This window comes from Paenibacillus sp. FSL P2-0136, assembly GCF_037975325.1.
In the GTDB taxonomy this organism is placed as follows: Bacteria; Bacillota; Bacilli; order Paenibacillales; family Paenibacillaceae; genus Paenibacillus_AQ; species Paenibacillus_AQ silagei.
Genome location: NZ_CP150244.1, coordinates 5,813,815 through 5,838,330, shown reverse-complemented (window position 1 = coordinate 5,838,330; position 24,516 = coordinate 5,813,815). Strand labels below are relative to the sequence as shown.

Below are 24,516 nucleotides of genomic sequence, written 5' to 3'. Positions count from 1 at the left end.
CTGGAATGCTGAATGAGGGGCATTAGTGCCCCTGAATTCGTAGATAGTCGGCTGAACGAGCGAATGAGGAGCATTAGTGCCCCTGAATTCGTAGATAGTTGGCTGGAATGCTGAATGAGGGGCATTATGCTGTTAGTGTTAACCGTGGACACCCGTTAAGAGAATAGAGATAATAAGCTTAACGAGGAGGTGTCCCCATGAGTGGAACACGGAGAAGCTACAATGAAGAATACAAAAGACAGACCGTAAAGTACATCCAGGAGCAGACGAAAACGGTGGCGGAACTGGCCCTGGAACTGGATGTCCCCGCCAAAACGTTGCATAAATGGCTAGGACAGTACCGGCAGTTTGAGAATGAGCCCATCGTGACTCCAGACAAATACAGAGAGCTGGAACGTCAACTGAAGGAGCGGGAGCAACAACTCGCAGAGCTGACAGAGGAGATGGCAATCCTAAAAAAAGCCGTGCACATCTTCAGCAATCCAAAGAACTGAGATTTCAGTTTATTGAAGATCATCGCTCCGAGTTCCGCGTGGAGAAGATGTGCAATGTCTTTCAGGTGTCCCGGAGCGGGTACTACAAATGGAGAACAGCAAAGCCCAGCCCTCAAGCCAGCCGCAAAACCTTGTTGCTGAAGCGGATTGCCTATCATTTTCATGACTCTAAGGGTCGCTATGGCAGCCCCAAAATCAAGGTTCTCCTAGAGCGTGAAGGGCACCAGGTCAGTGAACGCACGGTAGGCAAGTACATGAAAGAACTGGGTCTGCGCTCTTGTGTCGCAAAGAGATTTCGCGTATGCACCACCGACTCCAACCATCCGTTACCCATTGCCCCCAACCTGTTAAACCAGCAATTTCACACGGAAAAGCCGAACCAGACGTGGGTGGCGGATATCACCTACATTCCCTGCCGGGAAGGACGAATGTACTTGGCGAGTGTGCTGGACCTGTGTACCCGGGAGATTGTCGGCTGGCGGCTTAGCGACCGGATGACCACTGACCTCGTACAAGGCGCTCTGGACGCTGCCTACAAGGCCAAACGCCCCGGGAAGGGCTTAATTCACCATTCGGATCGAGGCTCCCAGTACGCCTCGGAAGACTACCGGGAACGCCTAAAGACGTACCAGATGACGGCAAGCATGAGCCGCAAAGGGAACTGTTATGATAACGCCTGTATCGAATCTTTTCACAGCCTCTTAAAAAAAGAGTTGGTGTACTGGAATCGATTTAAAACGAAGCAACAGGCGTATGATGCCATTTTCCAGTACATTGAATTTTTCTACAACCGCAAACGAATCCATGGGGCGCTCGGTTACGTTTCTCCGGTTCAGTTTGCAGCCACATTTAAGCGAACAACGATGTAGTTGCTGTCTACTTTCTTGACAGGAGTCCATTAGTGCCCCTGAATTCGCAGATAGTTGGCTGGAATGCTGAATGAGGGGCATTAGTGCCCCTGAATTCGTAGATAGTCGGCTGAACGAGCGAATGAGGAGCACAAGTGCCCCTGAATTCGTAGATAGTTGGCTAAATGGCTGAATGGGGAGCATAGTTCTCCTGAATAAGTAACCTCTGCCCTTACGTATAAACATTGTGTGCTGGCAGTCTCCGAGTGGATTGAGCTATGATAGTGTAGAGGGTACATGGACAAGTATAGATGGGGGAGGAAATGAACCTTTGAATGATGTGATTAGATTACTTATGAACCACCGTTCATTCCGTAACTACAGCGGGCAGTCGGTGGAGCCTTGGAAGCTGAAGACGATTATTGAGGCAGCCCAGGCGGCGCCTTCCTGGGTGAATGGCCAGCAGGTATCGATGATTGCGGTACGCAGCGAGGAACGCAGGCAGCAGCTGTCGGCGCTGAGCGGTAACCAGAAGCATGTGGCGGAAGCACCGGTATTCCTGGTGTTCTGCATGGACTTTCACCGGGCCAAGCTTGCGGCAGAACTGGAAGGCCAGCCGTTCGAAACGGTTGCGGATATAGACGCGCTGCTCGTTGGGGCTACGGATGTCGGCATAGCACTATCGAACGCAGTAGCTGCTGCCGAGTCGCTGGGGTTGGGGATTATCCCGATTGGGGGCGTACGCCGTAACACGGCAGGGGTAATTGAACTTTTGCAGCTGCCAGAGTATGTATTCCCGGTGGTCGGACTCTGCATCGGCTATCCGGCGGGAGAACAGCCGAAGGGTTCACGCCTGCCTATAGCAGCTGTGTATCATGAAGAGGTCTATAACCCGGATCAGCAACACTTGATCGAAGAATATAATGAGACTCACCGGGAGCTGCTCAAGTCCCAGGGGCTGACGGAGCGGAGCTGGACCAGCATGATTGCCCGCTTCTACGCTCTGAATCCGCAGTATGGGGACTCACAGCGTACGCTGAAGCAGCAGGGCTTCACCTGTGAGAATCTGAATAAGGAATAAGCACAGTATTAGGTGTACAGCGCAAAAAAGCACCACAGCAGCAGGCAGCGTGACGGGGAGTGTCCCGCTACGCTGCCTGTTTGCGCGGTGCTGGTTGTACGCGGAGAATTCCCGCCCACTTACTGCCTACAACGCGACCTTAACTTTCTCGCGCCGCTTGTAATAGACCCAGTATTCGAATCCAATCTCCTTCAGCCGCGCAGCCACCTGATTGCGCTGGTCGGCAACGCGGGCAGGGAGATGGGCATCGGAGCCGAAGCTGACCTCCACGCCGAAGTGCAGGGCCCGCTCCAGAATCTCATCGGAAGGGTACCAGCCGCCGCACAGCTTGGTGCCGCCGGAGGTGTTGATCTCGATGGCCGGGCCGCATTCGCCTATTACGCGCAAGGCTTCGTCAATCTCCTTGGGGGCAGCAATCTCGGAGAACGGCGGATAGTTCCCCTTCATGGCATCGATATGGCCGAGAATCTGGAAGATGCCGCTGCGTGCGGATTCGGCAATCAGACGGTAGTATTCGCTTTTGGAGGCAAGCCTCTGCGCGGGGTCAAGCCCCTTCCATCGGCCCTGGTTGAAGATACTGACCTCCTCAACATGGTGCACGGAGCCGATTATATAATCGAACGGGTATGCGGCGTAGGTCTTGCGGTACAGCTCCGCATGCTCCGGGAAAAAGTCGGATTCCATACCGAGCAGGACATCAATGCGGCCTTCGTATTCTTTTTGCAGCGATAATACTTCCTCTACATAGTGGACCAGCTCGGACTTGGCCATAGCAATGCGCGGAAAAGCCTGCTCGGACGGGCTTCCGAAGTAAGGCGAATGATCGGAAATACCGATGACATCCAGCCCTGCCGCTATTGCGGCTTCAATATAATCCCGGATCGTGCCGTCAGCATGGCCGCAGCGGAAATGATGGGTATGCAGGTCGAACTTCATAATCGGAACATCTCCTTAGGCCAATATGGCGAAATAGGGTGCAGGTTACTCTGAGCCGATGAACTGGGTCTCGGGCATTCCCTTAAGGTCGCTCAGGAACTGTCTCATCGCAGAGTTGACATACTTGCCCGACTTGGTAATGACACCTACAGGATGGGTAACCTCAAGCTCGATGATCGGGACGATCCGCAGGGTTCCGCTTCTGACCTCGGCAGTGACAGACTGCTTGGAGATGACCGCCGCTCCCAGATCAAGCTCGACCATCCGCTTCACTTCCTCACTGCTGGTCAGCTCCATAATCACCAGCGGCTGAATACCGTGCCTCGCCAGTACCTCATCGACAAATTTCCGGCCGACCGTATCCGGTGAGAGCAGGATGAGCGGGATGGTGCCCAGTGCCTCGATCCCGGCTGTTTTGACCTGGGCCAGCGGATGGCGGGGCGAAACCACCAGTTCAAAAGTATCATAATACAGGACCGAGGTCGTCATTCCCGGATTGCGGCCGATCAGATAGCCGATGCCTACATCCACAATCCCGTTCTCGACTTGCTGGTAGATCTGGGAGGAGGACATGGATGAGATCGAGGTTTTGATATGAGGGAACTGATCCTGGAAGTAGGAGAGCACCCTGGGGAGAATCTGGATGGCGATGGAGGTGGTCGTACCGAGAATAATATGCCCTTGGGGATTCTCTTCGAGATCGGCAAGGCGCTGCTTAAGCTCATCTACGATTCCGACAATCTGTTCCGCGTGGGCGAGGAAGACCTTGCCCCTGTCCGTCAGCGTCACCGGCTGGTTCCGGTCAACAAGCTGCGTTTTGAACTCTTCCTCCAGGCTTTTGATCTGGGCCGAGACCGCCGGCTGCGTCAGGTTGAGCAGCTCTCCCGCCTTGCGGAAGCTCATGGTTTTGGAGATGGTGATCAATGTTTCGAGCTGGCTGATATTCATGGACTGTCCCCCTTATGGCTACCGGATGGTGCCGCCGTATATTTGTACAAACAGGGAAAGCCGCAGCTTTCCGGAGGGCGTATGCGCACATGCCGGCTTCCAGAATTAGAGTCTGCAAGCCGCGGATTCTGACAAAGCAGATAGGTACAAGGGTCGCTGTGAGTGCTGCACTCGGAGGGTGTGACGCCGCAGATCTTACGTTTATTGATTAAATTATAGGAGATTCCTCCCGGGAGGGCAATGTTGCGCTCCAAACTATCTTCAGAAATCATTCGACAAGACCATTAATTTTTGGTGAATAATGCCGATATATGAAGTATAATAAATTTTATTGCTTAGGACTTTTGGTATATGACTAAAGACTGGTCGAGGGGGACAGCACTTTCATGAAAGCAGAAGTAATCAATCCGTTTTTAGAGTCTGCGCGCATTGTAATTGAACAGGTGATCCAAGTCTCGCCGTCCACCGGTATGCTGGGGATTAAGGATATTGAACTGATCGATAATCATATATGGATTCAAGTGGGAATGACAGGTCAGCTCAGCGGGAATATTATCTTCGGGATTGCCGAACCGGTAGCACTTAAGATGGTGTCGGCCATGATGGGCGGTTATGTGATAACAGAGATGGATGAGATGGGCCAGAGCGCCATTTCTGAGCTGGGCAATATGATCAGCGGCAATGCCAGTACTATTCTCTCCAATCAAGGGGTCTCGGTAGACATTACCCCGCCGAAGCTGATGAAGTCCGAGGGTATGTCCATCCTGCCGCGCAAAGCATTGAGTATTCCTCTTCTGATGGAAGGCATCGGGGAGCTTGATATTCAGGTTATGATCTCTTAGGCAAATAATCGGGAGTTGAACCTATTCCATGGCAGTACAAGGCAAGATTGTGGTGATTACAGGAGCTTCCAGCGGGATTGGAGCGCTTACGGCACAGATGCTCAGCGAGCGTGGGGCGGTTCCCGTTCTGCTGGCCCGGTCCAGGGACAAGCTGCAGGCTGTTGCGGCGGGCATTCAGGGGGAGCATGGGCTGTTCGTCTGTGATGTGACCGATGAAACGGCAGTTAAGCATACCTTTGCGGAGATCCTGGAGCAATACGGCAGAATTGACATTCTGCTCAATAATGCCGGTTACGGCAAGTTTGCGGCTTTTACAGAGATGGAGTCTGAAGAGTTCGCCGACATGATGGATGTTAACTATATGGGAATTGTGCGCTGCACCAAGGCTGTCGTTCCTCATATGCTTACACGCGGCAGCGGTCAGATCGTGAATGTGGCTTCCATGGCCGGCAAAATCGGAACCGCACGCTCAGTGTCCTATACGGCCACCAAGCATGCCGTTCTCGGCTTCACCAATGCGCTCCGCCAGGAGCTTCGCAAGAGCGGTATTATTGTCTCGGCGGTGAACCCTGGACCTATCGCCACCGAATTCTTCAAGACCGCCGACCCTTCAGGCAATTATGAACGAAGCGTAAGCCGGATCATGATGACGCCGCAGCATGTGTCCGCGAAGATCGTCAAGCTGATGGACAAGGGCAAAGAGGAAGTGGATCTGCCCGGTCTGGCAGGCTTCGGCATCCGGCTCTATGGCCTGTTTCCGCGGCTGGCAGACAAGCTGACCTATAACCTGATGAACAGAAAATGACCAGAGAAGTATAGATCATAGTTACCGTCTGTGGCGTGAACGGCTTGTCCCCCTTTGGTATACAGGATGGTATGACCGTGTTAAATACGGCCCCAACTTAGATTTTATGGCCTTCCATTTGGTGGAGAGGCCTTTTTGGCATATAATGAACATATTATCTTAAGTGAAAAGGATGAAACCCTATTATGAATAAAGCTTCTTTTGCGGCTATCGGCATCCAGGAAGACCTTGCTGCCCGATTGTCTGAATTCGGCATCACCGAACCATCCCCTGTACAGGAGCAGACGATTCCGCTTCTGCTGGAAGGAAGAGATGTTCTGGCCGCATCCCAGACAGGAACAGGCAAGACACTGGCTTATCTGCTGCCGCTGCTGCAAGGGATTAACCCGGACTCGAAATCGGTGCAAAAGCTGGTGCTGGCCCCAACCCAGGAGCTGGCGATGCAAATTCTCCGTGAAGCGGAGCGCTACGGGGCACACCGGGGCATCCGGGCCATGGGGCTGATCGGCGGGGCGGCGATCAAGCGCCAGATTGACAAGCTGCGGGAGCATCCGCATCTGGTGGTAGGCACCCCGGGACGCATACGTGAGCTGATCGGGCTGCGCAAGCTCAAGATGCACGAGGTGAGCACAATTATTCTCGATGAGGCAGATCAGATGTTCCAGCTTAGCGGTGCAGGCGAAGTGACGAAGATCGTCAGCAGTGCGCTGCGTACGCGGCAGCTGGTCATGCTGTCAGCCACCATTGGACCGGAGACCCGTCTGCTGGCGAACCGGGAAATGAAGAATCCGGCGGAGGTGGGCATTGATCCGGAGATGATGACCGCAGCGAGCCTGGAGCATCACTATGTGGTGTGCGAGGAGCGGAACAAGATCGATATGCTGCGCCGGGTCATCCGCCACTACAAGCCGGAGCGGGCGATTGTGTTCGTGAACGCTACAGACGATATCGCAGAGGTGACCGCGAAGCTGAACCATCTGGGGCTTCCGGCTGCTGCGCTCTATGGAGATGCGGACAAGGTGACGCGCGCAAACGTGCTGACCCGCTTCCGGGACGGCAAGCTCAAGGTGCTGGTCGCCAGTGACGTAGCGGCACGGGGCCTGGACATTGAGAATCTGACGCTTGTCGTCAGCTTCGATCCGGCCTTTGACTCCGAGCACTATGTCCACCGTGCCGGACGGACCGGGCGCATGGGCAAACGCGGCTTATCCGTAACGATCGTTACGGAGCAGCAGACGTTCATCATGCGCAAATTCGCCCGCGAGCTGGATATCCAGCTGGACGAGCGGGCCATGGCCTTCGGCAAGGCGCTGGCGGAAGGCGAGCGCAGTGATTTAGGCGGCGGGGGCGGGAACGCCCGCCGCGAAAGCGTTGCCCCGCGCGGCGGCATTGCAGCGCGCACCGGCAAGCCGCAGGTGCGGACCTCGGCGGCTGGAACAGCAGCCGGAGGGACGGGCGGCGACGCGCCGGCAGGCCAGCCGGGCGCAGCGGCTGGCGGCAGTGGCGTTACGGCGCGGCGCGAGCAGCACCGGCCGGGAGTGAGCGCCGGCACGCGCAGCGCGGCGGGGCCCGGGGGCAAGGCCCGCAGCCAGGCGGAGCGGGATAAGAACCGCAAGAATAAGGGAGCCCCGAAATGGCTCAAGAACAAAACCCCGAGAGGTGACGGTCAATGAATACAGCTCCCGTATTGGAAATTACGGGCCTCAGCGGAGGCTACAGCCTGAATAAGCCGGTGCTGCATGACATCGGCCTGCAGGTGCAGCCCGGTGAGATGGTTGGGTTAATCGGACTGAACGGTGCAGGCAAGAGCACTACGATGAAGCATATCCTGGGACTGATGTCCCCGCATAAGGGTGAGATTACGGTACAGGGGAAGACGCGCAGCAGCGATCCTGAGAGCTACCACAGTGCGCTGTCCTTCGTGCCGGAGTCCCCCCTGCTCTATGAGGAAATGACGGTTCGTGAGCATGTAGAATTCACTGCCAGAGCGTATGGCGTGGAGCGCAGTGATTATGAATCACGCACCAGCCAGCTGGCTGCACTCTTCAATATGGAGGACAAGATGGATACCTTGTCCTCCCATCTGTCCAAAGGCATGAAGCAGAAGGTGATGATTATGTGCGCGTTCGTAGCGCGCCCGGCCCTGTATGTCATCGATGAGCCGTTCCTCGGCCTCGATCCGCTGGGTATCCGCTCCCTGCTGGATTTCATGCTGGACCTGAAGAAGTCCGGAGCTTCAATTCTGCTCAGCTCGCATATTCTCTCTACGATTGAGAACTATTGTGACCGGTTCATTGTGCTGCACGGCGGTAAGGTGATAGCGGAGGGAACCCTCGCCGAGATGACCGCGAAGGCCGGGCGGCAGGGCTTGAATTTGGAGCAGCTGTTCTACGAGCTGGTTCAGGGAGGGAAATGATATGGATTTGAAGGAGCTGCGCCGGCAGCGGCGCAGCCGGTTCACAGGAAGCCTTGTCCCTTATGTGGGATATATCATACAGAGCGGTGTCGCCATGGTGTTCCTGCTGGTGCTGATTATTTTCTCCGCCTGGTACACAGCGCTGCTGCGCGATATTCCGCCTGGCATACCGATCCGCTGGATTATGTTCGTCCTGCTGGTGCCCGCGGCGGTACACAGCAGCTTCCGGACGTATCTGCAGACCCCGGATACGATCTTCCTGCTGCCGCAGGGCCACCGGATGAGAGAGTATTTCGCCCCGTCCTGGGTCAGCGGCAATGTGTGGAAGATTCTGCGCCTGGCCTTTATCCTCATTACATTATGGCCGCTGTACATACGCACCGAGGAGTCACCCCGGGGGCTGCTGGCTACCCTGCTGGTGCTCATTCTGGTCAAGCTGTTATCCAGCTACGGGTTATGGCGGGAGACGGCGATGCTCTCCCGCCCCGCTGCCGCAGGCTATAACCTGCTGCGCTGGGCAGTCGGCGGTCTAATGGTCGGGGCATGGCTATGGCAGCCGTCCATGCGCGCCCTGATCTTCATCCTGATTCTGGCCGCAACCTATGCGGCCGCGCTGGCCGTTCCCGGCCGGCACGCTGTTCCGTGGGAACGCCTGATCACCATGGAGAAGAACCAGGGGACCCGGGCGCTGATGGTCCTCGGCTGGTTCGTCGATGTTCCGGGACGCGAGCAGCGGGTCTATGCCCGCCGTTATCTGTCACGTTGGGGCAGCGGCCTGAGTTGGCAGCGGGATTCAGCCTACCGGTTCCTCTTGACCAAAAGCTTCGCCCGGGGTGACGTCTTCGGCATCGTCCTGCGGATGGCTGTGCTGGATCTGTTCCTGGTGTGGATGATGAAGGACAGCTATCTCGGCAGCGGCATCTATGTATTCTTCCTCTTCCTGATGGGCATTCAGCTGACGGCGCTGCGCAAGCTGCACAGCGAATCGTTCTGGCTGACCGTCTACCCGCTGCCGGAGGGCAGCAAGGGCAAGGGAACGATCCAGTTTGTATTCCGGGCCCATCTGGTCCTGGCGCTGCTGACCGGATTGCCGCTCCTGCTTCAGTTAGGGCAGCGCCCGCTGGAAGTGCTGGCGACCTTCGCCTGCGGATTCCTGCTGGCGTATCTGTTCAAGGCCAACTCCACCCGCAAGGAAGCGCGTATGGATGAAGACGACCTGTAGAACAGATTGCAGCAGCCGACAAGGCGTGCCCGCAAGCGGGTGTGCTTATCACAAATGGCCTCAGACTCTCGCGGATGCGGAGTCTGGGGCCATTTTTAGAAGATAAGAATGTATAAAAGGGAATTCCCTCTTCATATCAGGTGGAGCAGGGAATGCTATAACACGTGGATCGGAGAGAGCACGCAGCTCCCTCCAGGGGACTCACTCCCTGTTAGACAAAGAGTGAACGGCTGATGATGACCAGCAGGATAAAGAGAACCAGGATCGCTCCAGTGCTTGTGAACCCGCCGCCGTATCCGTATCCGCCTCTAACTTCTTCGCTCATGTTCATTCCCCTTTCGCGTGTGAGTTGTTGTACTTGAGTACATCGTATTGTATGTGCGGAGGGCAGAACGTGTATAGGCCAATGCCGTAGCACCGGGCAAAAAAAATCAGCCCCGGCCTTCCGGGGCTGACGCAGGTATGCACAGGCGGATGATCAGGCCTTCTCCAAATCACGGATGCCCGCATAGACCAAATCGAACAGATCTTCCAGCTGATCCTCCTCGATACAGGAGAAGGCAATGCGCAGGTCGCTCTCGCCAAGGGCGATGGTGCCCAGGCCGTAGGTGTGAATCAGGTGAAGCCGCAGATTCTCCGCAGAGACGGTAAAGAGCTTCAGGCACATGAAGTACCCGGAGTTGAACGGATAATACGTCCATACATCATCGCCGTATTTACCGCTGTCCAGCAGTGCCTTCACTTTGTTGGCCCGGCCTTTCATGATGAGGAATTTCTCTTCCTTCTGGGCTGAGAATTCCGGCGCCTTCAGCGCGTCCAGCACGAAGGTCTGCGACGGATGCGCGCCGCTGGAGATGGTGGCCCGGATAATGCCCAGGGTTTTTTGTTCCAGCGCAGCCAGCAGCTCCTTGTTCTCCGAAGCGTAGGTGATGAAGCCGACGCGGAAGCCCCAGACGAATTCTTCTTTGGTGGCTCCGTCAATCTTGACCGCCAGCACGCGCGGATGCAGATTCGCCAGCTTGCCGAACAGGGATTCCTTGAGTGAATCCTCGAAAAAAAGTCCGAAATAAGCGTCATCGCTGACCACTACCACATTAACGCCTTCTTCGGCAGCACGCAGGATAGCGGCAACAATGGCCTCGCCTTCTGCAAGGCCTGGCGTATATCCGGTTGGATTATTCGGGAAGTTAAGGAGGACGATGGCTTTGCCGCGGTCCTTCTGGGCCAGCAGGGCATCCAGCAGCCCTTCGCTGTTGAAGCTCATGTCCTCCGTGAAGAGCGGGTAATTCACGGTTTCAGTCTGGCGGCGGATGCCAAAGGTCAGCTCGTAGTTCTCCCAGTTTTTGTCCGGATAAATGACGGCATCCCCTTGCTCTGCGAACAGATCGGCAACGATGCTAAGCCCGTGGGTCAGCGCATTCGTGACGATTGGATTACTGAAGGACTTGCCTTCAAGCGACGGATTCTCCCGCAGCATCTTCTCCCGCCAGACAGAGCGAAGCTCAGGCTTGCCTGCTGGAGGTGCATAGCCGTACAGGTCCTTGGGGCTGAAGGCGGAGAGCTTATCCTGGATTACGCCAAGGTGCATCGGCAACCCGTTCTCGGTAGCAATCCCGATGGTGGCGTTATACTTTTTAGCATGAGCCGTTGCCTCTGCGGATTGGCTCAGAATCCCCTCTTTGGGAAAATAGATCGCTTTACCGAGACCAGAGAGCATATTGTACACATGTTCATTGCCTGCCTTGATGCTGTCATTCAATTGTCCAGCCAGTGGATTCATCAGTTTCATCCTTCCGGTATTCTTCTGGGATATATACGCTAACATTGCCTAACATTATAACACCGCGGATTGCCCCCGTCACTTAGGAATGCTGCGTTTTCATAAATAGTTTTGGAAACGAAGCGGCGTCCCGTCCCCATGCGCAGCCCAGAAGATGTACAAATGGGAACCGGACAAGGTATTATGAAAAGTAAGCTTACGCTATATCTATAGGAGGGAATCATATGCTGCATGCATCGCCATCCTCTTTTGTAATCCTCCCGGCCCTGGCGAAGATTGTCTGTGAACCGGGCTGGAAGTGGCAAAAAAGAGAGAAGCCGCTGCAAAATTACGATTTATTCTACGTCTGGAGCGGGGAGGGGACTGTTGTGCGCGGAGGAGTGCCCTATCAGGTAGGGAAGGGAAGCTGCTTCCTGTTCCGTCCGGGGGATTATACCAGCGCCACACATAATCCGCAAAAGCCGCTTGTGCTTACATATATTCATTTCGATGTTGCCGAAGAGGTGACCGAGGTGCCGGCGTTCTACCACGAGCTAAGTGAGACGGTGGAGTTCGAGCATCTGCTGGCCCGTTATGTCCGGCTGTTCCTGGTGCAGACCTACGCTGCGGAGGAGGAGGGCCGTCTGATTCTGAAGCAGCTCATGATTCATCTGCTGCGGCAGGATCAGGCAAGGCCGGTCGAGCGCCATGTCAGCAACCAGCTGGCGGAGGTGATCCACGAGGTCGCCAACTATGTCAGCCAGCATCCCGGGGCGGCGCACCGGGTAGAGGATCTGGCCGCCCGTGCAGGGCTGTCCCCTCGCTATTTCTCGATCAAGTTCAAGGAGATCACCGGCTCCTCGGTCCAGTCCTATGTGATTCGCGCACGGATCGAACGGGCTCAGCATCTGCTGCTGTATGCGGGCATGAACGTCACGGAGGTGGCGGATGCGCTCGGCTACAGGGACATCTTCTTTTTCAGCCGCCAGTTCAAGCAGCATACCGGGAAGAGCCCATCGGAGATTCGCTGAAGCGGCGGGGGAGTATTGTGCTGAGTGTTATAGGTGCTTCGGGTGCTTGATGTGCTGTATGTGCTATGTGCGCCATCCGTGCTATGTGTGCTGTTATGCTACGGGTGCTTGATGTGCTATGCGTGCCATGTGTGCTGTGTGTGCTATGCATGCCATCCGTGCTATGCGGACCGTGAGGACCTTAATTTGCGAAAAAGGCACTTATTCCGCCCGCTGCGGACTCAGGGGCCGTTATTATGCAGATTGGGGCCGAAATGGAGGCGTATGGGCTAACTTAAGAGCATCTGAGTCCGCTTGCCCTGCGTGATCTGGCAGAATCACTGAAATAGCGGCTCTCCAGTCCGCAAGGCAGGCCTGAAGTTGAAGCGGACACTGCGCTGTGACAAAATAAAGGAAAGCACAGCCAAAATATACACGGGAGAAGGAGAATACTTATGTACGAAATAGTCCTGATACGGCATGGAGAGAGTGAATACAACCGGCAGAATCTGTTTACGGGCTGGAATGATCCTGATCTGACGGAGAAGGGTGTTGAAGAGGCGAAGAAGGCGGGCAAGCTGCTGAAGGATGCCGGATATACCTTCGATCTGGCATTTGCCTCGGTGCTGAAGCGTTCGATCAAGACGCTGAACTACATCCTGGATGAGATGGATCTGCTGTGGATTCCCGTGCAGAAATCCTGGAAGCTCAATGAGCGCCATTACGGTGCATTGCAGGGCCTCAGCAAAAGTGAAACCGCACTTCAATACGGTGAGGAGCAGCTCCATATCTGGCGGCGCAGCCTCTCGGTCCGCCCTCCGATGCTGGAGCCGGATGATCCGCGTTATGCCAGACATGATATCCGCTACAAGGAAGTGCGTCCGGGTGACATCCCGCGCGGCGAGAGCCTGGAGGATACCGTCCACCGGGTCGGGGATTTCTGGACCAACCGGATTGTGCCGCTCATCCGCAAGAAGGAGCGGGTTCTGATCTCGGCGCACGGCAACACGCTGCGGGCCCTGATCAAGTATATGGAGGATATCGACGAGACCGCACTGCTGGATCTCAATATCCCGACCGGCGTTCCGCTGGTCTACAAGCTCGACGACGATGTGAAGCCAATCAGCCGCTTCTACCTCGGCGAACCGGAAGAGGTGCAGCAGAAAGCCCGCGAGGTGGCGAATCAGAGTAAGGTTACGGAGTAAGGGGGCGGCGCTGCGCCCAGCTTAGCATAGAGGATGATAAAGGGAGTATTCCAGCCATTTAATGGCGTTGGGATACTCCCTTTTTTGACATTTGTGTGACAAACGTTTGTTAATAAATAGGGATAAGGGTCCGATAAATTACAATAGCCAGCAGCTAATGACACGTGTCTAAAGTAGTATCTTTTAACATATGTCATTATTCGACATCAATATAAAAAAAAGAACAAAAATTATTATTGTTGAAATTATAGTAAAAGAATACTCTGTTTAAGTATGTAATCCAGATGGAAATTTATTTAATAGGAGGAAATTTTTTTGAAGAGGATAGCCATATTATTTTTAGTTTTATCTATCTTGACTGGAAATGTGAGCCAGATGTCTAGCTATGCTACTGCTAGCGGGGCTACTAAAGGTGGCGTTCTCACAGAGAATAAGCCAGCGCTCGAAACTGGTGATTTGATATCTTCGGTATCGAAGGAAACTAAGGACGCAGTGGGTGAAATATTATCGTCGATGACAGTAACACAGGATACTTACAGTAAAAATATGAGAGGGAAATACATAGTCAGCTTGAAGGAGAATTACCAGGTAAATGTATCTAGCGTAGTTTACAGTGTATATGAAGAGAAATACGAGTTAGGTCTGAAGAATAGTGCACTAGACCTGAGTCCCTTAGCGGAGATGAGAAAACAGCAATACGATCAAGATCTTGCGCAAAAAGTTAATTTATATCATGTGAAGGATCTGGAAAGTGCTAATGCTCTGTATATGGAGTTGCATCCCGAGGAAGTCAATCAGCTGCTTGCAAATCCAATGGTTGCTGCAGTAGAAGAAGATAAACCAATACAAATTGCAGAACAGAGAACACTCACCAAGGTAGAAGAGCAGCCAATTAAAGAATCTTCACAAACCATTCCTTGGGGAATTCACTCGTCAGGTTCATATATAACCAGACAAGCAGTAGGTTCAGGTGATGGCCAGATCAAAGTGGCAGTCTTTGATACGGGAATATCTAACCATCCGGACCTGAATCTTGCTGGCGGGGTTAGTTATGTAGAATCTGCGGATAGTTATGAGGATGATAAGGGGCATGGAACACATATTGCAGGTACAATTGCCGCCTCGGATAATTCCTTCGGAGTAGTAGGTATGGCACCGAATGCTGAGCTATATGCAGTAAAGGTAGCCGACTCTTCTGGCGACGGATATACAAGCTCGGTTATTCAGGGTATTGAATGGGCGATCAATCATAAGATTAATATCATTAATATGAGTTTTGTATCTGCGCAGTATAGTGAAATGCTGCACAAAGCCATTCAGAAGGCGACATCCGCTGGTATTATTATTGTTGCTGCAGCAGGAAATAATGGTTCCGGGGAAGACACCGTGCAATATCCTGCTAGATACCCTGAGGTTATTGCTGTTGGTGCGATAGAATCATCACACCACCGTACGGACTTCTCAGCTACAGGCGATGAACTGGATATTTTAGCACCGGGTTTTGGCGTGATAAGTACAACAATGAATGGAGAGTATGGTGTTTCCTCGGGAACATCCAACGCCGCAGCGCATGTCACGGGTGCTGTGGCATTATTGTGGTCTCACCATCCATCGCTGAACGGGCAGGAAGTTATTGATAAGTTATATGAAGCGGCAACCCCGCTCGAAACATCACATGAAGCCGGTCACGGAATTGTTAATATTGCCAAAGCAGAAGGGGTTATTACAGGGTCAATTGCCCCATTATCGGAAGAAAATCTATCAGGACTTAATACGATCATTCCTTCTATTCCAGATAGTGAAATAGGAATCGCCTCTTACGACCCTAAGAATGACGGTGCCTCTATCCATCCTGGGGATTCGGTTACAGTCTCCCTAAAGCTGGAAGGAGATGAGCATGGAGAGAACCCGCATCAAAAAGTTGAGGTGGAAGTTACTTCTGCCTCCAATCCGCTTCAGGTCATTGCAAGTAAAACGATAACTGGAGTGGCACTGGATAAGGATATTCCCTACACTTGGCAGACTTCTTCATCCACGCCTACCGGTACGTATAAAATAAAATACAAATTTCCTGCCGTACCTTCAGGATTATATGACTACCAGTTTACAGTTTATGTAACTGAAGCAGGTATAGGGCAAGATACTTTTGAACCTAATGATACCTTTATAACTGCAAAAAATGTATTTCCTAAAAACAGTTATATCTCTTACATTTCTTCAGCCAGTGATGTGGATTATTACAAACTGACAGCTGAAGAGACAGGACAAATCCCTATCGGATTAACCATTCCATCTAAAGTTGACTATGAACTTGATATTTATACTGCGTCCGGACTTCCCGTATGGAGCTCCTCCAATGGCACTGGCGTGGCAGAGCATGTAGATTTACAAATTACCAAAAATGAAGTGTATTACCTTAAGATCACTGGCTTCAGCGGCCAATTTAGCAACTCACCGTATACGTTGACTTTGGGATCTATTGAGACTCAACCGTTTGCAGTTCCTACTGGTCTGAAAACGGCAGCCTATGCTAATAGTATAAAGCTTACCTGGGATTCGATGCCTGAGGCAACGCTCTATAAACTCCGGATTAACGGTGTGGAGAAAGGTACCTCTAACGTTAATTCATATACATTTTTAAACTTGGTGTCTTCACAGGGGTATCTCTTGGAAGTAGCCGCAGTTTATCCTAAAGGCAGCAGCGCCTATGCCTCCGTTCAGGCTTCAACTACCTTGCCAGAACTAATTGTGTATCAGCCGCAGGATGTAAACCAGGCCTCTCTCAGCACACAGCTGTTCAGCTTTAAGCCAGCTACAACCGGAGTGTACCGGATTTTCACTAGTCCGTATCAAGGTAACGGTTCTGTAGTGGATACTGAACTCTCAATATATAACAATTTACAACTCAATAAGCAGCTTGCAGTGAATGATGATACGAATGATACGGTCTTCTCAGAGATCCGAATCAGCCTCATTGGCGGACAGACCTACTATGTCAAAGTAAATGGTTTTGATACAACTGCTTTGCGTACTAGAGTTACTGCAGATGTCATCAGCTCAAGCATTCCTTACATTCAGCAAGATCATCCTGTTGATATTAACGAACAGGCCGGGAACAGTAATGTATATGTCTTCGTTCCTGGAAATACTGGTAGATTCCGAATAAACACTAACCGTTACGGAGGAAGCGCTAGTTCAAAGGCTAACGATACGGATCTCTCTGTATATGCGAGTGTAGATATGGAAGAACCTATCACCGGTGGTCATAACGATGATAAAGCAGACTCCGTGTTCTCGGAGGTGACTGTGAATCTCAGTGCTGGTGTTCCATACTATATTCGTGTAAATGAAGCAAATGGCGGTAAAACTTATGCACGGTTGCTGGTAACGTCAGCTGGACAAACCGCGTTTACAGTACTGAAAAGCAGGACACCCATTGATTTATCCAAGGCAAGCGGGGAAGAAGCCTATCTGCAGTTTACACCTGCATCAACAGGCAAATATCGTTTCTTTACTTCCAATTATCAGGCGACTTCACAGTTAAATGATACCGAAATAGCTCTGTATTCGGATTCTGATTTAACGACATTGCTGGATGCTAATGACGATGCTACAGATTACAGGCCCTACGGAGAGCATTTCTCTAAGCTAGAAATGAATCTAACTGCCGGCGTCACCTACTACGTTGCTATAAGCAGCTTTGGTTCGGTAAATGGATTGCAGACAAGGTTTACAGTCGAGAATATGGAGCATAGCAGCCCAGGTACTGCAGCAAGTCTTCCATTTGGGGAAATTGTGACTACAGATTCAGATGGTGCTCCGCTCGCAATTTCATCTTTATATGATATGGATTACTACAAAATAGATTTGACTGCCCCAGATCAGGTCAGCTTATATCTGTCTCAGGGTGACGGCACCATTGAGGATTCCTACGGAAATATCAGGGGATACTTCAGTGCCGAGGGGCAGATGTCATTTGACCTGGATGCAGGGACATATTATCTGAAGATTCAAAGTGGTTGGGAAGGCCCGGCTTGGAGCTTCTCCAAGTTTGAATATGAACTGTCAGCAGATATTAATATTATTGAGTACACAAAGGGCGAAAGTGAGTTCTTGTCTACCTTGCGTGCTCTGAAAGCAAGCGCAGTGAAAAGCTTCGATGCTACGCCTGGCAGTAAAGGTTCTGTCAAAGTTCAGTATAAAAACAAGGTGAATAATACTAGCCTTAAAGTAGAGATTAAAACAGCCAATCTAGCAAATGGGTTAAGTGTTTATGAATATACCACGGGAGGAAGCTTCAACAAGGATACACTGACCGATATTATCTGGAATGGATCGGTTGATTCTAAATCACCTGATAAATATTGGTATGCAAATTATACAGACTCAATCTCAGGACCGCCTCAATACTGGGCAAAGGATGGTTTATATAAAATATTTGTATCACGTTTGGAAGGGAGTAAAAAGAAACAAACTCAGGAATTCCTAGTACAGGTAATCAACGATCCATTAAATGGATTAAATATTATTCCGCTGCCTCCAACTATTGAAAAAGGGAAAAAGATCACTTCGAAAACCAGTAATTGTAAGTCGTGTAAAAACTATTTTGAGCGTTATATTTTGCATCCAAATGATCATGCCTATGAATTGACATATGGAACATGGTTTGCTGAGGTTTACGGGATGACAGGTATCCAGCAATTTTCTGCTGGCGCATTAGCTTTAGCTACTTGTAGTGAAGGTAATGCAAAAGAGCGATTACAGTGTACCTTAAGTAATATCGGGATGATACCGATATTGGGTGAAGGTGCTGATGCCATTAATGGCGTGATTTACTTTGTAAATGGTGATTACCTTGATGCTTTATTATCAGCCGGAGCGGTTGTTCCATTCATAGGGAACTTTGTAACAGCAGGAAAGAAAATATCATATACCGCGACTAAACGTGTTGAATTAGTCTTTAAATTGAACCCTTGCGGGTGCGTTCCTGAAGGAACTGAGATCATTACCAAAGATGGGCCAAAGCCGATAGAACAGATTCAGATTGGAGATCTTGTATTAGCGAAGGATACAGATACCGGCAAGCAAGCGTATAAACCTGTCGTCAATTTATTTAGCAGAGAAAATACTGAGATTTATAATCTTGGAGTTCAAGGTAAAACAATTCAAAGCACAGGTAACCATCCATTCTGGGTGATAGGAAAAGGCTGGGTAACCGCTGATGAGTTAGCTCCAGGGGATTTATTAGAGACGCAAATAGGCGATACAGTTGTTTTGGAGTCTGTTGCATTAAGTGATACTTTATCCAAGGTATATAATTTTGAGGTAGAAGAGTTCCACACCTATTATCTCTCAGAGTTTGCTTTATTGACTCATAATTCAGCGGAAGCTTGTCAACTTTCTAATTATAGTAAAATTGTACCTAAAAGGTTAACAGCCAGAACCACGGGTGCACAATCTACTATTCTGGCTGGAGAAATTACAAAGGCAACAGGATTAGCCAAGCCTTTCAATTGGGCGGCACATCACATTATTCCGTATAAGCCTTCAAATGTTTGGGCTGTTAAATTGCATGCTATTATGAAAAAATATAATATTGATCTTAATTCATCAGCAAACGGAGTGTTTTTGCCCCCAGCTGGTAATAAAGCAGATGTATTAGTTATTGACGAATTTACAATTTCCACTCACACAGGTTCACATGGAATAAGCTATTATGAGGATTTATACAAAATGCTAAGCGTTGTTGAAGATGATGGTGTTGATGCAGTACTAGATACAATCAATGTGATGAGAGAAAAGTTGCTTACTGGTGAGTATAAACTATACAGAGCAAAGAATTAGGAGGAGAAAATGAGAGTATATAGTTTAAGATCCATTGAAGATTCCAGTGATTTAATGCTGGACAAGTCTGTGAGTGCAGAGCATCCTATAGAGTTGAAATTTAAAGGGCAATCTAAAATGCCGATGTGGACGCCACCGCTCTTGTACACTAATAATAAAAGGAAATACAATGATTTTCCAAGATACTTATCTGGACAACCAATTGTATCAGAGAAGGTAAAGGATATTTTATTTCCAATTCTTGCGGAAGAAGTTGAAATTCTTCCTTTAGCTCATCCTGAATTAAACTTGTTTATGCTTAACATCACCAATGTCATCGATTGTGTTGACTATAACCGCTCAGAAATTAAGCTTACTGGGAAAGGAAACTTTGCACGATTTATTAAATTTGTTTTTGACTTTTCAAAAATACCTGAAAAAACCTATATGTTTAAAATCAAGGAAACAGCTGTCGTCCAAGTTTTCGTAACTGAAGCATTTAAAGACCTTGTAGAACTCCACGGCCTTAAGGGCTTGGATTTCTCGGAGGTTTACGATTCAGCTTTTACTGCAGAAAAAGAAGAAGAACAGAAACAGAATTATCAAGCAGCTCTTGATTCTATTGAGCACAGCAAAGGGACTGAGTTTTCTTATGATGAGGCTCGTATTCTTATGGAGCAGGGAAAAGCGGTTGCCAGCGGAAAATGGAGAATGCAACTAGATGAGAATGGGGAATTGTGGATAGCAGATCTGACTCCAGCTTTGGTGTATGACTGGGGACAGCCGATTTATATTCCTCCAGTGTTGATGCTGTTACAATGGCACGAAGTAGAAAAGTACGATATTAAATAATAGAGTTCGGAGGAATGAAATGTACTCATTAAAGCGGCCTTTTACATTTATCATAAGTTTAATTCTTGTTTTTACACTTCTTATCCCCGGTATTGGAACAGGAACACTTTCGGCGGCAGCCGCTGAGGGTGTTCCTGTAACCGTACATCAACTCAAAGGCAGTCTAAATGTTAATGGCATTTATTACGGGACAGTAGAACTTGGGCTCACCATTCAGAATCCGGGCTCTGGCGTTTCTTCAACCCGCTATAGTTTGGATGATGGAGGATCTTGGCTAACCTACAGTCAACCGATATCTTTCTCAGATAAAAAAGTATACCATATTCTTTATCAGTCCATTGGACTAAATAACAATAATGAAGCACCTAAAGAAGTTTCCTTCACCATAAAAAAAGATAATTTCCCTCCAGAGACATCTGTTTCAGTGAATGGAACGTTAGGACAAAATTCTTATTACAACAGCAATGTTACAGTTTCTCTTAATGCAACCGATGCGCATTCAGGAATACAATATTCTGAGTATAGTTTCAATGCGGGACAGACATGGAATAAGTACACCACTCCTTTTACTGTGGAAGGGCCTAGTACAATCATCTACTACCGTTCAACGGATGTTGACGGGAACGTGGAAAAAGCAAAAAAAACGAAGATCAGTGTGGATAAGGAGCCACCGTCTTCTCCTGACTTCAATATTAGTCCGGATGTGTGGAGTAACTCTTCGTTCACCGTTACTATAACGGATGGTGTTGACAGTCAGAGCGGTACTTTAAAATCACAGTATCGTGTAGGAAATTCTGGTCAGTGGCTTGATTATTCCCAACCTGTAGAAGTAAGCGGGAATGGACTGATGAATATATATGCCCGGACACTGGACTATGCCGGAAACAGCAGTGTGATAGCCGAACATACATTGCAGTTTGATGAAACAGCTCCTACTGTGCCATTAATTGGTCTTAGTACTTCCGATTGGACTAATGAACCAGTCTATATCAATCTGGATGGTGGTACAGATGCTGAAAGTCAAGTTCGAGGCTACGATTATAAAGTAGGTACGGCTACGGAGTGGATTGAATATGTTAATTCATTTCCTGTCCGTAGCGAGGGACTTACCAAGGTGTATGCCCGGACGATTGACATGGCGGGAAATCTAAGTGCAATTGCAGAAGGCACTGTTAAGATCGATTTAACTCCGCCGGTTGCACCTGCGAATATTTTTAAAATTAATCAGTTTGGAACTTCAGCCCTGATTCGCTGGTCAGCAGGTTCGGATAGCCTATCAGGAGTGAACGAATATGAAATTTTAAATGGAGAAGAATTGCTTGGAATCACCAAGAATCAGCAGATTAAGCTGGAAAATCTTCGTCCGAATGAGAAATATTCAATTACTGTAGTAACTATAGACAATGCCGGAAACGTTTCCGAAGAAACTATTCCACTGGTTTTCTTCACCAGCAGTATTGCGGTATCGGGATACCGTGATCATAACTTTGCCCTGAATAATAAGGGACAGGTCTGGGGCTGGGGGCTTAACAATAAGGGACAATTGGGAGATGGAACCCTCACAACCCGCAATATTGCGACAAGAATCTCGGCACTCGATAGTTTCTCTATGATCTCCTCCGGATTGACACAAAATATTGGGCTACGTGCCGATGGGAGTGTGTGGACCTGGGGACAAAGTAGTTACGGTAATAATTTATCCTTGCAGCCTGTAACCGGACTTGATCATATCGTATCTATCTCCTCTGGCCTCGGACACTTCGTGGCCCTGAAAGAGGATGGAACGGTCTGGACCTGGGGGAATAACGGTTTTGGACAACTGGGCATTGGAACGATCAATAGTTCAGCTACTCCTGTGCAAGTCAGCGGGTTGTACTCGGTTGTCTCAATTGCTGGCGGATATTACAACACTATGGCATTGAAAGAAGATGGCACAGTGTGGATCTGGGGGGATGGCTCCAGGGGGATTCTTGGATATCTCCCAACTGCTGAATATAAGCAGCTTACTCCTTTGCAGGTTCAGGGGCTGGAAAATATTATTCAAATTGATTTCTCTTATATGCATGGGGCGGCTCTAAAGAAGGATGGAACCGTATGGACCTGGGGCTTCAACGCATATGGACAGCTAGGCAACGGATCAACTTATGATGCCCCGGTCCCGGCCAAGGTTCAGAATCTGAGCAATATTATCAAAATATCTTCCTCTTATGCCCATAATCTCGCGTTAACGGGTGAAGGTAAGGTCTGGAGCTGGGGTGACAATGCTCATGGTGAATTGGGAGATGGTACAGTTGTACAAAATAGACTAGTACCTGTTCGAGCTGCGCACTTGGATGGAATTGCCGATATTGAGGCTGCTGAGTTTTACAGCTTTGCTGTTAAAATGGACGGCTCACTGTGGGCATGGGGAGTTAATGGTGATAGCCAATTGGGAACAGGAAATATGATTTTGCAGCGTACTCGTACCTTGGTAAGCGGGATAGATTATCCGGTGGACACTGTGGTTCCCGCTGCGCTCCATTTGACGACAACTGGTAAAACAGCAACAACAGCTGTACTTTCCTGGAATGAGGCTTCCGATAACCATGGCATTAAAGAGTATCTGGTTTATCGCGGAACAAATCTGATTCAGGCACTCCCTGTTGACGGGAACTCCATTGATTCGGTAACCGGGTACACGGCTACAGGTCTTGCACCTGGAACAACATATACCTTTTCGGTTAAGGCAAGGGACTATGCTAACAATATTTCGGCTGCAAGCAATGAGGTTTCGGTAACGATGGAGGCTTCCGCACCAATGGCGGTCTCGGCAGGATCCGATCAAACCTATGCCTTGAAGAGTGACGGTTCTGTCTGGGCATGGGGGAATAACTACCAAGGGCAATTAGGGAATGGGACAGCAACTTCGTCTAATAAGGCGATCCAGACTGTGAACCTTACCTCAATAACTGCAGTCTCTGCCGGCGGGTCTTACGGATTAGCCCTTAAAAGTGATGGTTCCGTATGGGGCTGGGGGGATAACTCTTTGGGGCAACTTGGATACCAGCCTGTTGCCTATCAGCAGTATAAGCCTACTAAAATTGAAAACTTCAACTCTGTTACAGGCATTTCGGCAGGTCAAACCCACTCTCTGGCGCTGAAGAGTGACGGAACGGTGTGGGCATGGGGATCGAATTATTATGGTGAATTAGGACTTGGAACTACAGGGAATAAATATGCTCCAACAAAGATCCCTTCACTAAGCGGAGTGAAAGCTATAAGTGCAGGTATGTTCTACAGTTTGGCTCTTAAGAATGACGGCAGTGTCTGGGCATGGGGAATGAATATGAACGGACAATTAGGAAACGGTTCTACAACAGATTCAATGATTCCAGTAAAAGTGAATTCATTGGTCAATGTGAGCAGTCTTTCAGCAGGGTTCTACCATGCGCTTGCTCTAAAGACAGATGGAACCGTCTGGGCCTGGGGAAGTAATTCGTATGGGCAACTTGGGGATAGGACTTATACGGACCGTTCCAACCCTGTAAATGTAACTTCTATTAGCGGAATTACGCAAATTTCTGCGGGTATGTACCATAGCATTGCAAAGAAGGATTCGGCTCTCTACAGTTGGGGCTATAATGCTTCTGGACAGTTAGGCAATAACAGCACTAGTCCTACATCTTCTCCTATTACTGTTTCCGCTTTAACTAATATTAAAGACATAGACGCGGGTGTTAGTCATAATGCAGCGATTGATGGAAATGTAGTGAAGACTTGGGGGGGCAACAGTAGCGGAGAGCTTGGGAATGGAAGCTCCAGCAATTCCAGAGTTCCGGTAACTGTTTTGGGGTTAACACCAAGTCAAACTACTTCTCTCAAGACTATAAGCAGCAGTACGCTTGTGACAAAAGATTTAATTGTAAGCGGAGAGGCCGGACAGAGTCTTTATAAGAACATAAAATTCCCTGAAGGGTTTGTAATGCCAGACCTCATTGCACCTACTGCTCCTACACATGTGGGGATTACGAAGAATTCAAGTGCAGCTACTTTGCAATGGGAAGAATCGAAAGATAACAAGGGTGTCAAAGAATACTGGGTATTCATTAACGAAAAACTTGTGCTAAAAACTACTGCACATGAAGGAATTGAATTACAGCTTCCTGAAAATGAGGTTATCTCAATTACGGTTATTGCTGTAGATGAGGCGGGAAATGTCTCGAACCCAAGTATGCCTGTATCTCCTTAACAACTACATGAGAAGGACCTTCAGATTATGAAGGTCCTTCAAAAGGA

General features: G+C 49.7%; 17 protein-coding genes. 13 read left to right on the top strand and 4 right to left on the bottom strand.

The window, feature by feature from the left end:
• The first annotated feature begins 197 nt into the window (after positions 1–197).
• The 3 genes from NYE26_RS24740 (at position 198) to NYE26_RS24730 (ending at position 2,423) form a co-directional block, all read left to right on the top strand.
• Positions 198–494: a transposase gene (locus NYE26_RS24740; protein WP_339223802.1), complete on the top strand. Its 297-nt coding sequence runs from the start codon at positions 198–200 to the stop codon at positions 492–494.
• Complete coding sequence (locus NYE26_RS24735; protein WP_339257364.1) at positions 380–1,363, top strand: IS3 family transposase; 984 nt, start codon at positions 380–382, stop codon at positions 1,361–1,363. The genes NYE26_RS24740 and NYE26_RS24735 overlap by 115 nt, the downstream gene beginning before the upstream one ends.
• Positions 1,364–1,682: 319 nt before the next feature.
• Complete coding sequence (locus NYE26_RS24730) at positions 1,683–2,423, top strand: NADPH-dependent oxidoreductase (RefSeq protein WP_339257609.1); 741 nt, start codon at positions 1,683–1,685, stop codon at positions 2,421–2,423.
• Between the two features lie 126 nt (positions 2,424–2,549).
• Here the strand turns inward: NYE26_RS24730 and NYE26_RS24725 are convergent, their stop codons facing one another.
• The gene (locus NYE26_RS24725; RefSeq protein WP_339250859.1) at positions 2,550–3,359 is read right to left on the bottom strand and encodes a histidinol-phosphatase; all 810 of its coding nucleotides are present in this window, start codon (positions 3,357–3,359) and stop codon (positions 2,550–2,552) included.
• Between the two features lie 45 nt (positions 3,360–3,404).
• Positions 3,405–4,307, bottom strand: a complete 903-nt coding sequence (locus NYE26_RS24720; RefSeq protein WP_036701586.1) for a LysR family transcriptional regulator — start codon at positions 4,305–4,307, stop codon at positions 3,405–3,407.
• Between the two features lie 386 nt (positions 4,308–4,693).
• Between NYE26_RS24720 and NYE26_RS24715 the strand changes: the two genes are divergently transcribed.
• From NYE26_RS24715 to NYE26_RS24695, 5 genes are all read left to right on the top strand, one after another.
• A complete protein-coding gene (locus NYE26_RS24715) occupies positions 4,694–5,149 on the top strand; it encodes a chemotaxis protein CheX (protein WP_036727095.1) in 456 nt (151 codons plus the stop codon).
• A gap of 28 nt (positions 5,150–5,177) precedes the next feature.
• Complete coding sequence (locus NYE26_RS24710) at positions 5,178–5,954, top strand: SDR family oxidoreductase (RefSeq protein WP_209875965.1); 777 nt, start codon at positions 5,178–5,180, stop codon at positions 5,952–5,954.
• 185 nt (positions 5,955–6,139) lie between these two features.
• Complete coding sequence (locus tag NYE26_RS24705) at positions 6,140–7,627, top strand: DEAD/DEAH box helicase (RefSeq protein ID WP_209875967.1); 1,488 nt, start codon at positions 6,140–6,142, stop codon at positions 7,625–7,627.
• Positions 7,624–8,370, top strand: coding sequence for an ABC transporter ATP-binding protein (locus NYE26_RS24700; protein WP_036701580.1), 747 nt, complete (start codon positions 7,624–7,626; stop codon positions 8,368–8,370). The genes NYE26_RS24705 and NYE26_RS24700 overlap by 4 nt, the downstream gene beginning before the upstream one ends.
• Before the next feature lies 1 nt (position 8,371).
• Complete coding sequence (locus tag NYE26_RS24695; RefSeq protein ID WP_339250854.1) at positions 8,372–9,592, top strand: ABC transporter permease; 1,221 nt, start codon at positions 8,372–8,374, stop codon at positions 9,590–9,592.
• A 211-nt stretch (positions 9,593–9,803) separates the two neighbouring features.
• On the opposite strand, the gene NYE26_RS24690 is transcribed toward NYE26_RS24695, so the two are convergent.
• Both NYE26_RS24690 and NYE26_RS24685 read right to left on the bottom strand, forming a co-directional pair.
• Positions 9,804–9,917: a YjcZ family sporulation protein gene (locus NYE26_RS24690; protein ID WP_209875980.1), complete on the bottom strand. Its 114-nt coding sequence runs from the start codon at positions 9,915–9,917 to the stop codon at positions 9,804–9,806.
• Positions 9,918–10,070: 153 nt separating this feature from the next.
• On the bottom strand, positions 10,071–11,372 hold the full coding sequence (locus NYE26_RS24685) for an aminotransferase class I/II-fold pyridoxal phosphate-dependent enzyme (RefSeq protein ID WP_339250851.1): 1,302 nt from the start codon (positions 11,370–11,372) through the stop codon (positions 10,071–10,073).
• Between the two features lie 224 nt (positions 11,373–11,596).
• Here NYE26_RS24685 and NYE26_RS24680 point away from each other — a divergent pair, with 224 nt between their 5' ends.
• The 5 genes from NYE26_RS24680 (at position 11,597) to NYE26_RS24660 (ending at position 24,469) form a co-directional block, all read left to right on the top strand.
• Entirely contained in the window at positions 11,597–12,382 is a 786-nt protein-coding gene (locus tag NYE26_RS24680; RefSeq protein WP_036727103.1) for an AraC family transcriptional regulator, read from the top strand.
• Positions 12,383–12,816: 434 nt separating this feature from the next.
• On the top strand, positions 12,817–13,566 hold the full coding sequence (gpmA, locus tag NYE26_RS24675) for a 2,3-diphosphoglycerate-dependent phosphoglycerate mutase (protein ID WP_339250849.1): 750 nt from the start codon (positions 12,817–12,819) through the stop codon (positions 13,564–13,566).
• A 315-nt stretch (positions 13,567–13,881) separates the two neighbouring features.
• Positions 13,882–19,410 (top strand): S8 family serine peptidase, encoded by a 5,529-nt coding sequence (locus NYE26_RS24670; protein WP_339250847.1) that lies wholly within the window; start codon positions 13,882–13,884, stop codon positions 19,408–19,410.
• A gap of 9 nt (positions 19,411–19,419) precedes the next feature.
• Positions 19,420–20,241: a DUF1629 domain-containing protein gene (locus tag NYE26_RS24665; RefSeq protein WP_339250845.1), complete on the top strand. Its 822-nt coding sequence runs from the start codon at positions 19,420–19,422 to the stop codon at positions 20,239–20,241.
• Positions 20,242–20,260: 19 nt separating this feature from the next.
• Positions 20,261–24,469 carry a fibronectin type III domain-containing protein gene (locus NYE26_RS24660; protein WP_339250843.1) on the top strand — a complete coding sequence of 1,403 codons (4,209 nt, stop codon included), beginning with the start codon at positions 20,261–20,263 and terminating at the stop codon, positions 24,467–24,469.
• The last annotated feature ends 47 nt before the right edge of the window (positions 24,470–24,516 follow it).

Bases quoted from the DNA above. Each gene is read 5' to 3' on its own strand.
- NYE26_RS24710 (WP_209875965.1), top strand. From the start codon at position 5,178: ATGGCAGTACAAGGCAAGATTGTGGTGATTACAGGAGCTTCCAGCGGG.
- NYE26_RS24705 (WP_209875967.1), top strand. From the start codon at position 6,140: ATGAATAAAGCTTCTTTTGCGGCTATCGGCATCCAGGAAGACCTTGCT.
- NYE26_RS24725 (WP_339250859.1), bottom strand. From the start codon at position 3,359: ATGAAGTTCGACCTGCATACCCATCATTTCCGCTGCGGCCATGCTGAC.
- NYE26_RS24690 (WP_209875980.1), bottom strand. From the start codon at position 9,917: ATGAGCGAAGAAGTTAGAGGCGGATACGGATACGGCGGCGGGTTCACA.
- NYE26_RS24695 (WP_339250854.1), top strand. From the start codon at position 8,372: ATGGATTTGAAGGAGCTGCGCCGGCAGCGGCGCAGCCGGTTCACAGGA.
- NYE26_RS24660 (WP_339250843.1), top strand. From the start codon at position 20,261: ATGTACTCATTAAAGCGGCCTTTTACATTTATCATAAGTTTAATTCTT.
- NYE26_RS24665 (WP_339250845.1), top strand. From the start codon at position 19,420: ATGAGAGTATATAGTTTAAGATCCATTGAAGATTCCAGTGATTTAATG.
- gpmA (WP_339250849.1), top strand. From the start codon at position 12,817: ATGTACGAAATAGTCCTGATACGGCATGGAGAGAGTGAATACAACCGG.
- NYE26_RS24700 (WP_036701580.1), top strand. From the start codon at position 7,624: ATGAATACAGCTCCCGTATTGGAAATTACGGGCCTCAGCGGAGGCTAC.
- NYE26_RS24720 (WP_036701586.1), bottom strand. From the start codon at position 4,307: ATGAATATCAGCCAGCTCGAAACATTGATCACCATCTCCAAAACCATG.
- NYE26_RS24740 (WP_339223802.1), top strand. From the start codon at position 198: ATGAGTGGAACACGGAGAAGCTACAATGAAGAATACAAAAGACAGACC.
- NYE26_RS24685 (WP_339250851.1), bottom strand. From the start codon at position 11,372: ATGAATCCACTGGCTGGACAATTGAATGACAGCATCAAGGCAGGCAAT.
- NYE26_RS24715 (WP_036727095.1), top strand. From the start codon at position 4,694: ATGAAAGCAGAAGTAATCAATCCGTTTTTAGAGTCTGCGCGCATTGTA.
- NYE26_RS24680 (WP_036727103.1), top strand. From the start codon at position 11,597: ATGCTGCATGCATCGCCATCCTCTTTTGTAATCCTCCCGGCCCTGGCG.